The organism is Bradyrhizobium sp. UFLA05-89 (genome assembly GCF_059803475.1).
Map to the genome: position 1 here is coordinate 1 of NZ_JBANBA010000173.1, position 12,178 is coordinate 12,178.

Below are 12,178 nucleotides of genomic sequence, written 5' to 3' on the forward strand. Positions count from 1 at the left end.
GGGACGAGTGTGGGCCGCCGCCGCCCAACCTCAGGGCGCGACATTTCAATTCACCCTGCCTGCACAATCAAATCAGGGAGCGTGATTCCTGCACAGGATCCTGAAGACCTATTGCGCGGAGGCAATCGATCCGCGCCCGAAGGTCGTCGACGTCCCGATCATGCCGAACCTGATGTTAAGCAATACCAATGCGCTGACGATCATGGCCGCGGAGAGCGTCGGACACGATTTTGGAGGACGCACGGTAACCTACGCGCTGACGCGCCTGCAAACTCTGCTGTCATGATGCGCGAAACCGGAGAACCAGTACGTGCGAAGCCTCTCCGTTCTAGTGAGCGCCGGTGGTTACTCGATGCCCCGCCTTCGCGGGGCATGATGGCTAACCGCGATACGCCCGCACCCGCTGCACCATCTGCTCGACATGGGCGATTGGCGTCTTCGGCTGGATGCCGTGGCCGAGATTGAAGATCAGCCGGCCCTTGCCGTAATTCTCAAGAAGATCGTCGATCGCGCGATCGAGCGCGTCGCCACCGGCAATCAGCGCGAGCGGATCGAGATTGCCCTGCACTGCGGCGCGGCTCTGCACGCGTTCGCGGATCATCGCCGGCTCTGCGGTCCAGTCGATGCTGACGGCGTTGATACCGGTTGCTTCCACGTAGGAGGGGAGCATGCCGGCTGCGCCACGCGGAAAACCGATGATCTTGGCGTCCGGCACCTGTTTGCGCACGCCTTCGACGATACGGCGGGCTGGCTCGATCGACCAGCGCTCGAACTCGCGCGCCGGTAACACGCCGGCCCAGGTGTCGAACAGCTGCACGCAGTCGGCGCCGGCTTTCAACTGACCCACCAAATAGTGGATCGAATTCTCCACCAGCACGTCGATGATGGCCGCGAACGATTGCGGGTGCCGATAGGCCATCATCCGCGCTGGCGCCTGATCGGGCGTGCCTTGACCCGCCACCATATAGGTCGCGACCGTCCATGGCGCGCCGCAGAAGCCGATCAGCGCGACCCTGTCATCGAGTTCGCGCCGCACGCGACACAGCGCTTCATAGACCGGCTCGAGCTTCGCGAAGTTCGCATGCGCAGCTAACGTTTTCACGCTTTCCGGCGTGTCCAGCGGATCGAGCCGTGGCCCTTCGCCGGCCTCGAACCGCACCGAGCGGCCGAGCGCGTAGGGAATGACGAGGATGTCGGAGAAGATGATGGCAGCGTCGAAGTTGAAGCGGCGGATCGGCTGCAGCGTGACTTCGGCGGCATGTTCCGGCGTGAAGCAGAGGTCGAGGAAGCTGCCGGCTTTGGCCCGCAATTCGCGATATTCGGGCAGATAGCGGCCGGCCTGCCGCATCATCCAGATCGGCGGGACCGCCTGGCGCTTCCCGGCAAGCACTTCAACGAGCGGCTTAGACGAATTTTGAGATTCTTGGGACAAGAAACGTTCCTGCTGGACTGTCGACATTTTGACGCCTCTGATACACGGCGCGCCGCGTCCGACCAAGGCAGATCTGGAACCGCCGAGGCGCGCGTCGCGCTGCTTTAGCGCAAATGGAGGGAGCATGTGGCTGAGAAATTCCGCGCACAGCCTGCTCGTCATGCCGCCTCAAGATAACCATGCGGCGCGCCGCGCAGGCAATCTCCCCAATGGGCCAGTAGTGCGCAAGCGAACTCGTCGATCATGGAATCGTAAAGCCTTTCAGGACAACTTCGTGCCGCTCCTCGGTCGCAGCGTACGCCGCCGACCTTGTCCTGCAACTGCCTGCTTGCGGGCCGGTTCTTGCTTTCCAGCCCGCATTCACTAGATCGCACCGAGCACCCGGTTGACGCCATTGCGCGCGGGTAAGAAGTGACCGTAGCTCGACCAGACGTCGGTTCTAATTTCATGCGGGTACACATAGAAAGAATGGCCGCCTGCGTTGCCACAAGCGGCCCAAGTCTGGGGAGGAAACGCCCAAGGTGGGCAGCGATAGCCGGGAGCGCTACCGCACAGCCTAATGATTAGACAATCGCGATTGGCGACTCAATTGAACGTCGGTACAGGTCTGGCATCCAAACGGGTAACGGACCCATACGAAGGTCGAGGCGCTCGCCCCTTAAAGCCAGCCACACTCGGCAAGACGCAGGTCGTCGCTGGTAGCGCATTACGTCGAGCATCGAGCGCGGCATTACTGTCAAGCGGCGTTCAAATTTTGCATGCCGAATGATGTCGACAGCACCGGCCACGATGACTGCCTTATCATCTGCCTCAACATGCGATGGAGATCTCGAACCTCGGGGCGCCTAACGGGCATCGAAACGATAACTGTCGGTAATTGGCGAAATCGCCGCCGGTGTGATGCAATACTCATGGGCTTGCAGACGGGCCCACCAATGGCACCTTCGTCACGAGCCGCATTCGGAAGCGAGCGAATTCCCGGCCTGCAAGTTGGCTTCGAGGAGATCGGAAATTTGAGGCTGAGCTTCACCGCCTACAGCAATCCTGGTAATTTCTTGCGTATTACCGCAAAGCTGCTGCCTTGGCTTTGGGGGTCGGCAGGCTTTGCCTTCGCACTCGGTCTATTTGGAACATTCGCCGCGCCACCCGACTACCAACAAGGCGAGACGGCGCGCATTATGTACATCCACATCCCCGCCGCGTGGACAGCGATGCTTGCCTACACGTTCATGGCGGTGTCTGCGCTCGGATCCTTAGTTTGGCGTCATCCTCTTGCCGATGCAGCACAAAAGGCGGCTGCGCCACTTGGAGCAGCTTTCACCTTCATCTGCCTCATCACAGGCTCCCTCTGGGGTAAGCCGATGTGGGGCACATATTGGGTCTGGGACGCCCGGCTCACCTCCGTGTTGGTTCTGTTTCTCATCTATCTCGGTCTGATCGCGCTCTGGCAGACGATCGAGGACCCGAGTAGGGCTGCACGAGCAGTTTCGATCATGACATTGGTGGGGTTCATCAACATCCCGATCGTGAAATTCTCGGTTGATTGGTGGAACACTCTCCACCAGCCGGCTTCGGTATTCCGGATGGAGGGCTCGGCGATTGCCGGCTCGATGTTGTGGCCGCTAATCGTTATGGCGCTCGCATACACGCTTCTGTTCGCGACCCTCCACGTAATGGCGGTCCGTAACGAAATCATGCGACGCCGAGTCCGGCGGCTTGCGATTACGCTGGCTGCCGCGGGCGAACCCGCTGTGGCTCGCATGCTGCCTACCGAAGCGGCATCCTGAGCAGATCATCGTGCAGCATATCGGATTCATTACGGCGGCTTTTCTGGTGACGGGCACCATCCTGGCCGGGATGATCGCGGCGGTCCTCCTCGATTATCGCGTTCAGCTCCGTACCTTGCGTCGCATGCTACCTGATCACTCGGATCCGCGGGGTCGCGTATGAGCAAAATCCCAGCCTGGAGTCACCTCCCAGCAAGCGCCGCAACCCCTCGACCAGCACTCGCCCGCCTGTGGGTGATTATCCCGCTTCTGGGCTTCTTAGGAATTGCGGCATTACTGCTGGTGCGGCTCGGCGCCGAAGACCCATCGCTCGTGCGCTCGGCTCTGATCGGCAAGCCAGCACCGCAATTTGCGTTGGAGCCACTCGATGGGCTTTCGACGTCCGGTCCACCTGGTTTATCGAGCGCCGATCTGCGGAGGGGGCACGTGACCATCGTGAACGTGTTCGCATCATGGTGTGTCGAGTGCCGAGAAGAACAAGGGGCGCTGATGGCGTTGGCGGGCGACCGGACGCTGAAGCGACAGGGGGTGAAGCTTACCGGCATCCTCTACAAGGACGATCCTAAAAACGCGCTAGCCTATCTCGCCGCCAATGGGAACCCCTTCACACAGGTTGGCACTGACCGGTCCGGCCGAACGGGGATCGATTTCGGCGTCTATGGCGTCCCCGAGACCTATGTGATCAAGGGCGATGGCACAATCGCCTACAAGCTTGTTGGTGGTATCTCGGACGCGAGCCGACCTGCTTTGATGACCGCAATTGCAGAGGCGGAGCGTCCATGACGACCGTCTTGCAAGCTCCCCATCCAGGCGCGAGAGATGCAGAGAAAGTTTTTTCTTGTCTCGGCCGCATAGAATTCCGTCCACTTATATTATTCAGGATTGATCGATCGGACCATGGAAGCGGGCACTCAGAAGCAGTCCGATTTTCGGCGGATGCCCAACAATATGGTGCGCTGCGCAGCGGCGAAAACGGTCGGAGGCCTTGAAACGTGCTCTGGGCTGTCTTTGCAATGATGACATCCGCGGTCGTGCTGGCTCTGGCCCGATCGCTCTCTGTGCGGTGCGAGACCTTTGATGCTCACGATTCCGACGTGACCTTCTATCGCGGCCTTCTGGCCGAAGCGGATGATGACGTCCGCCGTGGACTGATTGCGCCCGATGATGCCGTGGCGACCCGTGCCGAGATCGAACGCCGGCTGCTCGCGTCACTCGACTCCCCGTCGGAGAGCCGGCCGCGCGCGTCGCGGCGCTGGCAGCCGAGACGCTCTTCTGCAGCCTTGGCGGTCGTCCTAGTGCTGCCACTCGTCGCGCTCGCGTCGTATTTCAAGGTCGGCGCTCCCAGCCAGCCTGACATGCCGATCGCATCGAGGCGCGCGGGTGGGGACTTCAACTTCGCTGCCGCCGTTCCTGAAATCGCCGGTCAAGCCCGGGCTGAAATCGCATCGCTTTCTCCGGAACAGAGTAGCGACGCGATCCGCGGGATGGTGGGAGGACTCGCCGAGAAGCTCTCGAAGAACGGCCATGACCTTCAGGGATGGATGCAACTGATTAGGTCTTACGTCGTATTGGGTGAACGTCAGAAGGCCGAGGCCGCCGTCGCAAGCGCACGTGCCCAGTTAGCAGGCGATGCGCAAGCTCCGACGCGCATCGATGAACTCGTCAGGCAGCTTGGTTTGAAGGGGTAGGCCGTGACTAGAAAGGGTAGGCGCCTGGCTATTATCAGCGCCGCAGGCTTTGCTTTAGCCGTCGCAGTAGGACTCATTCTGTTTGCGTTGCGTGACAGTATCGTCTTCTTCTACGGGCCGACCGAGATTGCCGAAAAGGCACCGCCGCGAGGAACCCGTCTGCGCATCGGCGGCATGGTGAAACGCGGCTCACTTACCTATGGTGGATCGTCGACCGTTGTCTTCGCGGTGACCGACCTGAAGCACGACATCAAAGTCAGCTACACTGGATTGCTGCCGGATCTCTTCCGTGAAGGACAGGGCGTCGTGGCCGAAGGCACGGTGGAGGGACCGGGCCTTATTCATGCCGATACCGTGCTCGCCAAACACGACGAGCGATACATGCCCAAGGACGTAACCGACAAGCTCAAGCAACAAGGCGCTTGGCGCAACGAAAGATCCGCGCGAGCCCAATAGCGCCGCCTTCCACGAGACATCGCAGCCGATGGGACCCAAAGGATGATCGTCGAAACCGGACATTACGCGCTCGCCCTGGCTCTCGCCGTCGCGCTGCTTCAGTCAGTTCTGCCGCTCTGGGGGACCCGCAGTGGTGATTCTGGACTCGCTTCCATTGCGGTCCCGGCCGCGATCACCCAGTTCTTGTTGTTGGGCTATGCCTTCGCGGCACTGACTTACGCCCATGTGGTGTCCGACTTCAGTCTCGTGACAGTCGCCGAGAACTCGCTCACCACCAAACCACTTGTTTACAAAATCGCGGGCGTCTGGGGCAATCATGAAGGATCCATGCTGCTTTGGGTTCTGATTCTCGCGGCCTTCGGGGCGGCAGTGGCGAGTCTCGGGCGCGACATGGCGAACGAATTGCGCGCCAATACGCTAGCGGTCCAAGGCTGGATCTCCCTTGCCTTCCTCTGCTTCATCCTGTTCACCTCCGATCCCTTCGTGCGACGGTTTCCGGCGCCCTTTGAAGGCCAGGACCTCAATCCGCTGCTTCAAGACCCGGGCCTCGCGATACACCCGCCGCTCCTTTACCTCGGCTATGTCGGTTCCTCGATCGTGTTCTCGTTCGCGGTGGCGGCGCTGATCAGCGGCCGGCTAGACGCCGCTTGGGCCCGCTACGTTCGGCCTTGGGTATTGATTGCTTGGATCTTTCTGACGCTTGGGATCGCCATGGGCTCGTACTGGGCCTATTACACACTAGGCTGGGGCGGGTTCTGGTTCTGGGATCCGGTCGAGAACGCGTCGCTCATGCCCTGGCTTGCGGGTACCGCGCTCCTGCATTCGGCTGCCGTCATGGAGAAACGCGAGGCCCTCAAGATCTGGACACTGTTCCTGGCGATAGTCACATTCTCGCTATCGCTGCTCGGCACATTCCTGGTGCGCTCAGGGGTGCTGACCTCCGTTCATTCCTTCGCCAGCGACCCGGCGCGCGGCGTCTTCATCCTCGTCATCTTGACCGTGTTCATTGGCGGCTCCCTCGCGCTTTATGCTTGGCGGTCGCCTTCCCTGGACCTGCCTAGTGTGTTCGCGCCCGTGTCACGCGAGAGCGCGCTCGCAGTCAACAATCTGCTGCTCGCCACCTGCTGCGCTACGGTCCTGACCGGCACGCTCTATCCGCTCGCGCTTGAGGCTCTCACCGAGGACAAGATCTCGGTCGGCGCACCGTTTTTTAATTTGACGCTCGGTCCGCTAGTAGCGCTGATCGTTCTGCTGATGCCGCTCGGTCAATCGCTTGCCTGGAAGCGTGGCGACCTGCTAGGAGCGGCGCAACGGGTGACGGTCGCAGCCTTGGCGGGCCTCGTGGTCGCCCTTGTGCTCGTGGCTATCATCCGAGGCGGCCCCGTCCTCGCCGCGGTCGGTCTCGGCCTCGCCGTCTACCTCATCGTCGGTTCGTTCGCCGATGTGGCGTCGCGTATCTGGGCACGTGGGCAGCCCGCTCGGGTGATGCTGGCCCGCGCGGTCGGGCTGCCGCGCTCCGCCTGGGGTACGGCGATCGCTCACGCTGGCCTCGGCGTGACACTCATGGGCTTAGCGGCTATCGGCTGGGGCGTGGAGCGGATTGCGACCGTCAAGCCAGGCGAGGGGATTGATCTCGGCCCCTATCACGCCACCATCGAGAATCTTCGATCGCGACAAGGCCCGAACTATTCCGAAGTCGTTGCCTACACGGTCATCAGCCGGGGCGGCGCGGCCGTGGCCACCGTCGAGCCCGCCAAGCGCAGCTTTCCCGCACGACGGATCACCGTCACCGAGGCAGGCATCGTGACGCTGGGTTTTGGCCAGATCTACATTTCGCTCGGGGACCAGCATGCGGATGGTTCGATCGATGCGCGCATGTTCTGGAAGCCGCTTGTGACGGCCATCTGGATTGGCGCCGTCATCATTGCGTTCGGAGGGATCTTGTCGTTGTCCGATAGGCGCCTCAGAATCGGCTTCGCGCGCCGCGCGAGTCGCGTCCGCGCCGCCGCCAACCCCGCAGCGCCGGAGCCCGCCGAATGACTTCGCTTCGTCGCATTCTTCTGCTTTCGATCGTACTCGCAGGCCTCGCGCCCAGCTTGGCAAGGGCGGTGCAGCCAGACGAGATCCTGCCCGATCCGAAACTTGAGGCACGCGCGCGCACGATTTCCGCCGGGCTGCGCTGCCTGGTCTGCCAAAACGAGTCGATCGACGATTCGAAAGCAGAGCTCGCGAGGGATCTCCGACTGCTGGTACGCGAACGCCTTAATCTCGGCGAGAGCGACGAGCAGGTCCGCGCCTTTCTGGTGAAGCGTTACGGGAACTTCATCCTATTGAAACCACCACTCGACTTGGAAACCGCCTTCCTCTGGGGAATGCCGGCTTTGGTGCTCGTAGCGGGCGGGATTGCTCTCCTGTTCGGATTGCGCCGCCCGCAGTCCACGCCGGCGGCGCCCTTAAGCCAAGCCGAGCGGGATCGGCTCGCGGCTGTGTTAGAGGCCGACACTCCGCTGTAAGCATTTCTGATGGTCAAGCCGTTTTAACTTCGGAGGCGTGCGGAGTCGTTCCACGGCGGCGACCCCAGCAAACCCGCTGCGTGCGTCGTCATTCTCCCGCGCCGCGAAGTGCTGAGGCTGCGGCGATTGGGGCGAGCGCTACGGATGCGAGTCCGAGCGCGCAGAGGACCAGGAAGGGCGTGAGAAAGGGCACTGTGCCACTCTGCGCCGCGGAGACACCGAAGATCAGCACCGGCACGGCTAGTGGCACGACAAGGATCGACAGCAAAAGACCGCCGCGCCGCAGCGTGACGGTAAGCGCCGCACCGATTGCTCCCAGAAAGGTGAAAGCCGGCGTACCAACCAACAATGTCGCGGGCACCGCGCGGAGCGCTGGGCCGTCCAAGTCCAACATCAGGCCAAACAAAGGCGAGAGCATCACGAGCGGCAGCCCCGTGACGAACCAGTGGGCCATGCACTTCACCAGAACAATGAGTTCTAGGGGAGCCGGCGACAGTAACATCTGCTCCAGCGAACCGTCCTCGTGATCCGCCTGGAACAGACGGTCAAGGCCCAATAGACTCGCGAGGAGCGCCGCTATCCACAGAATGGCTGGACCGATCCGCGACAGCAAGCGCAGGTCAGGCCCGATCGCGAAAGGTACGACCGTCACGAGACTGAGGAAGAAGACCAGGCCGAGAATCCCGCCTCCACCGATGCGGCGCGCCAGCATAAGGTCGCGAAGAAAAACGACGAGCAGAATACGGGTCATGGCCTCCATCCGGCGTCGCCATCACTTCGAGACCACTCGCGGGAAATCGGAAGAGCGGCGTGATCTCTTCTCTCCCGACCTTGAGACAGACGGCTACGAGGGTGCCGATCCATCCGCAACGAGACGACCTTCACCTCGCTTCGAGCCTGACTTGGATTGTCCCCGGCAGACCGAGTGGTTCGTGGGTCGCGGCGAGCATCAATCCTCCGCTTCCGAGATGGTCGGCCACTAGAGCCTTCAGCAACGCGCGTGCGTGTCGGTCGAGTGCGGTTAGCGGTTCGTCGAGTAGCCATAGAGGGCGATCGGCAGTCAGGAGCCGGGCCAATGCGACACGGCGACGCTGCCCCGCGGAGAGATAACCGACAGGCAGATTGAGAACGTGGGCTAACTCCATACGGTCCAGCGCCTCTAACGGGGTTAGCCGACCTCGCCCCAAAGTTCCCAGGCCGATCTCGAGGTTTTCGCGGGCGGTCAACGCTGATTTCAGCCCGTCGAGATGGCCCACGTAGTGGAGGCGCTCTGCCAGTGGCGCCGAGTCCGTGGCTTCGGACTCCACCCATGACATGCGGCCGGATCCCAGCGGAAAGAAACCGGCGATCGCGCGCAAAAGTGTGGTTTTGCCCACGCCATTGGGACCCGTCACTTCGGCGATTTCGCCCGAGCCCAGTCGCAAAGACACCCCGCCGAAGACCACGCGCTCGCCGCGCGCGACGGACAGATCCTCGATCAGGAGATAGCACCGCTGCGTAATATCCATTTTCATTTCCGGTTGCCCGTTGTCTCGTTCGGATCGCTTTCGAACGCCCGGTTGGAGGGCCTACCGAAATGAACGATTCTGGATCAGCGTGTTGCTGCGGCCGCAATCCCGAACAGGCGACGCCTTCCCAGCAAGGTCTGCGCCCGTCGGGTAGCCGACAACCGTTCGATGCATTGGGGAGGCGGTTGCGAAGGGGGCGCTGCCAAGCACGGCTCTCAGGCAAGAGAGAGGGTGTCCCAGGTCTCAGCGAGCGCAGCTGCGAGTTCCGCTATGTGGGTCTCCCCGTGATATGGTGACGGCGTGATGCGCAGACGCTCCGTCCCACGGGGAACGGTCGGATAGTTGATCGGCTGGATATAGATGGCGTGGCGCTCTAGAAGGCGATCGGCCGCCGCCTTGCACAATTGCGCATCGCCGACAATCACAGGCACGATGTGGGTTTCGTTCGGGAGGACCGGAAGCCCGGCGGCATGGAGCGCCCGTTTCGTTGCAGCGGCTTGTCGTTGGTGTGCTTCGCGCTCGGCGGACGAGTGCTTCAGGTAGCGAACGGACGCATGGGCGGCGGCAGCAATTGCTGGAGGGAGTGCCGTCGTGAAGATGAATCCGGGCGCGAAGCTGCGCACCGCGTCGCAGATCAAACGCGACGCCGAGATATAGCCGCCGACACAGCCGAACCCCTTGGCGAGGGTACCCTCGATCACGGTCACGCGGTGCATCACGCCATCACGCTCGCCGATGCCGCCCCCGTGAGCGCCGTAGAGGCCGACCGCGTGAACCTCGTCGAGATAGGTCATCGCACCGTACTGGTCCGCAAGGTCGCAAATGGCGCCGATCGGGGCCACATCGCCATCCATCGAGTATACGGACTCGAACACGATAAGCTTGGGGCGGTTTCCTGCTTTGCGCAGCAACGCCTCAAGATGACCGAGATCGTTGTGGCGGAAAATCCACTTTTCGCAACTTGATTGACGGACGCCTTCAATAATCGAATTGTGGTTAAGTGCATCAGATAAGACCACGCAGTCGGGGATCAGCTTACCGATCGTCGAAATGCTGGCCTGGTTCGATACGTAGCCGGAGGTAAAGACGAGGCTCGCTTCCTTGCCATGCAGATCAGCAAGCTCGCCCTCTAAATCAACCAAGGGCGAATTATTTCCGGCGATGTTGCGCGTTCCACCCGCTCCGGCGCCGCAACGGTGTGCTGTCGCGGTCAGCGCACTCACGACCTCCGGATGCTGTCCCATGCCGAGATAGTCATTGGAGCACCAAACCGTGATCTCTGTAACGGTTCCGTCAGACCGGCGCAATTTGGCGGCTGGGAAGCGGCCGGAGATGCGTTCGATGTCCGCGAAGACGCGATAACGCTGCTCTCCGTGCAGGCGCTCAAGAGAGGCGTGGAAATGACGTTCGTACGCTTCGGCCGCACAATTGTTATTGCAGAAAGTCCCGTTGGACGACGTCAACGCTCCTTGCCCCGGCACTATATCCGCACACAAATGTCTGTTACCGACGCTTTCGTGCGTCGGACGCCCTGATTGCCACCTTGCCGATACGTCCAGATCGTCCATCTAAATCTCCGCTGACCGTCGCTCGACCATAGCTCATCACGCACAGCACTTCGCACTCCTCTCAGTTATAATTTGCAAAACCCCCGGTAATGGTCGGGCGCCGCCGCCTGAAGTAACTCACATATAGCCTACGTCTGAGTCCCTTTTGGGAAACCTACGCCCGTTCCCGTGCAATCGTCAGCAATCGCATCTTAAGGCACGAGGGCGAACGGCGCCCGAGATTGGCGGGATCGAGCGTCGCGCGGGCGGTCGCGGCGAAGCGGTCGCTTCAAGCTTCGTTTCGAGTGAATCGCTTTGATGTCACGGTCTCGGCTTCAAAGGCTTGCATGGTGAGCACGGCGCCCCGACGCAAACGCCATCGCGAGATTACACCGGACGGAACAGCAAGATTGGCAAGGGTTTGTTGCGCACGGCACTCTACGATGCCGCCCCAAATCATACTACCAAGCCGCTCAAGGGCCGTTCACAACTGAAGAGCCGGGCGATGCGGATCGCAGGCGCGCGCCGGCATGAGCAAGACAAGGTGGGACTCGCCCGCCGACTGGCGGTGTCATGCGTCGCATGGTTACCAACCGAGCACCCCTTCAACGCTGGAGCAGTCTGACAGGAGGCGCGCAACAGCTCGGGCCGGTCATGACACTACGGCTTCTCGAAGCGAAGTGCCTTCGCCAGGACGATTGACACGTTTTGCCGTATACGAGACCCCGGCGAGTGGACAACGCAAAAAGGGATTGACTGATCGAGGCCCGTTACAGAAGCGAAGAACTTAAGGTAGCAATGGAGCAGCTAGTGAAGCGAGGCAAGAGCAGATTCGATCGGAGAGCGGCTTTCGACGATGGTCAATCCCTTGGTGACCGAAAGGCGACTGTCCCAGGACTGGATGCTGTCCCACAGGCCTGGCTTCTTGGCAGGCGCCTGCGCGCGCTTCGTTTCCTTTGGAACGTCCTGCATCGCTGCCTCCGTCCGCGCCTCGAACCCTCTCGCCCGAGCGCGATCATACTGCAATCCCGGATTGCGATCTGTGAAGAACTTCACTTGGGGAGGTTGCCGCTAGGGTAGGGGCAATAGCTCGGTCAGCGAGCGGATGATGCGGTCGGGCTTGATAGGCGATCCCGCAGGCAGGCCCTCGCCATGCACGTCCATCCAGATGGCGTAGATGCCGAGGCGCTGCGGCGTCACGACCTCCCATTCCAGATTGTCGCCGATCATCCAGGTATCCCCGGCGG

The 12,178-nt window shown here is 61.5% G+C and carries 12 protein-coding genes and 1 pseudogene; 7 read left to right on the forward strand and 6 right to left on the reverse strand.

What is annotated here, in order from left to right:
• Positions 1–160: 160 nt before the first annotated feature.
• The gene (locus SO139_RS43445) at positions 161–286 is read left to right on the forward strand and encodes a hypothetical protein (protein WP_498541957.1); all 126 of its coding nucleotides are present in this window, start codon (positions 161–163) and stop codon (positions 284–286) included.
• 93 nt (positions 287–379) lie between these two features.
• Here the strand turns inward: SO139_RS43445 and hemE are convergent, their stop codons facing one another.
• Entirely contained in the window at positions 380–1,432 is a 1,053-nt protein-coding gene (gene hemE, locus SO139_RS43450) for a uroporphyrinogen decarboxylase (RefSeq protein ID WP_498541958.1), read from the reverse strand.
• A gap of 1,013 nt (positions 1,433–2,445) precedes the next feature.
• On the opposite strand from hemE, the gene SO139_RS43455 reads away from it, so the two are divergent.
• From SO139_RS43455 to SO139_RS43480, 6 genes are all read left to right on the forward strand, one after another.
• A complete protein-coding gene (locus tag SO139_RS43455) occupies positions 2,446–3,219 on the forward strand; it encodes a heme ABC transporter permease (protein WP_498541968.1) in 774 nt (257 codons plus the stop codon).
• 159 nt (positions 3,220–3,378) lie between these two features.
• The gene (locus SO139_RS43460; RefSeq protein WP_498541959.1) at positions 3,379–4,002 is read left to right on the forward strand and encodes a DsbE family thiol:disulfide interchange protein; all 624 of its coding nucleotides are present in this window, start codon (positions 3,379–3,381) and stop codon (positions 4,000–4,002) included.
• 209 nt (positions 4,003–4,211) lie between these two features.
• Positions 4,212–4,907 carry a c-type cytochrome biogenesis protein CcmI gene (gene ccmI, locus SO139_RS43465; RefSeq protein WP_498541960.1) on the forward strand — a complete coding sequence of 232 codons (696 nt, stop codon included), beginning with the start codon at positions 4,212–4,214 and terminating at the stop codon, positions 4,905–4,907.
• A 3-nt stretch (positions 4,908–4,910) separates the two neighbouring features.
• Positions 4,911–5,363 carry a cytochrome c maturation protein CcmE gene (gene ccmE / locus SO139_RS43470; protein ID WP_498541961.1) on the forward strand — a complete coding sequence of 151 codons (453 nt, stop codon included), beginning with the start codon at positions 4,911–4,913 and terminating at the stop codon, positions 5,361–5,363.
• A gap of 42 nt (positions 5,364–5,405) precedes the next feature.
• Positions 5,406–7,403 carry a heme lyase CcmF/NrfE family subunit gene (locus SO139_RS43475; protein ID WP_498541962.1) on the forward strand — a complete coding sequence of 666 codons (1,998 nt, stop codon included), beginning with the start codon at positions 5,406–5,408 and terminating at the stop codon, positions 7,401–7,403.
• A complete protein-coding gene (locus tag SO139_RS43480; protein ID WP_498541963.1) occupies positions 7,400–7,876 on the forward strand; it encodes a cytochrome c-type biogenesis protein in 477 nt (158 codons plus the stop codon). The genes SO139_RS43475 and SO139_RS43480 overlap by 4 nt, the downstream gene beginning before the upstream one ends.
• 88 nt (positions 7,877–7,964) lie before the next feature.
• Here SO139_RS43480 and ccmB read toward each other — a convergent pair whose 3' ends face one another.
• The 5 genes and pseudogenes from ccmB to SO139_RS43505 all read right to left on the reverse strand — a co-directional run.
• A complete protein-coding gene (ccmB, locus tag SO139_RS43485) occupies positions 7,965–8,627 on the reverse strand; it encodes a heme exporter protein CcmB (protein ID WP_498541964.1) in 663 nt (220 codons plus the stop codon).
• Positions 8,628–8,757: 130 nt separating this feature from the next.
• Complete coding sequence (ccmA, locus tag SO139_RS43490) at positions 8,758–9,384, reverse strand: heme ABC exporter ATP-binding protein CcmA (RefSeq protein ID WP_498541965.1); 627 nt, start codon at positions 9,382–9,384, stop codon at positions 8,758–8,760.
• Positions 9,385–9,599: 215 nt separating this feature from the next.
• The gene (hemA, locus tag SO139_RS43495; RefSeq protein WP_498541966.1) at positions 9,600–10,952 is read right to left on the reverse strand and encodes a 5-aminolevulinate synthase; all 1,353 of its coding nucleotides are present in this window, start codon (positions 10,950–10,952) and stop codon (positions 9,600–9,602) included.
• Between the two features lie 786 nt (positions 10,953–11,738).
• A complete protein-coding gene (locus tag SO139_RS43500) occupies positions 11,739–11,903 on the reverse strand; it encodes a hypothetical protein (RefSeq protein ID WP_498541967.1) in 165 nt (54 codons plus the stop codon).
• Between the two features lie 99 nt (positions 11,904–12,002).
• Positions 12,003–12,178: pseudogene (locus SO139_RS43505) on the reverse strand (HAD family hydrolase); the annotation flags it as partial.

Coding starts and splice junctions, on each gene's coding strand:
- ccmB (WP_498541964.1), bottom strand. CDS start 8,627: ATGACCCGTATTCTGCTCGTCGTTTTTCTTCGCGACCTTATGCTGGCG.
- SO139_RS43445 (WP_498541957.1), top strand. CDS start 161: ATGCCGAACCTGATGTTAAGCAATACCAATGCGCTGACGATCATGGCC.
- hemA (WP_498541966.1), bottom strand. CDS start 10,952: ATGGACGATCTGGACGTATCGGCAAGGTGGCAATCAGGGCGTCCGACG.
- SO139_RS43460 (WP_498541959.1), top strand. CDS start 3,379: ATGAGCAAAATCCCAGCCTGGAGTCACCTCCCAGCAAGCGCCGCAACC.
- ccmA (WP_498541965.1), bottom strand. CDS start 9,384: ATGGATATTACGCAGCGGTGCTATCTCCTGATCGAGGATCTGTCCGTC.
- SO139_RS43480 (WP_498541963.1), top strand. CDS start 7,400: ATGACTTCGCTTCGTCGCATTCTTCTGCTTTCGATCGTACTCGCAGGC.
- SO139_RS43500 (WP_498541967.1), bottom strand. CDS start 11,903: ATGCAGGACGTTCCAAAGGAAACGAAGCGCGCGCAGGCGCCTGCCAAG.
- SO139_RS43475 (WP_498541962.1), top strand. CDS start 5,406: ATGATCGTCGAAACCGGACATTACGCGCTCGCCCTGGCTCTCGCCGTC.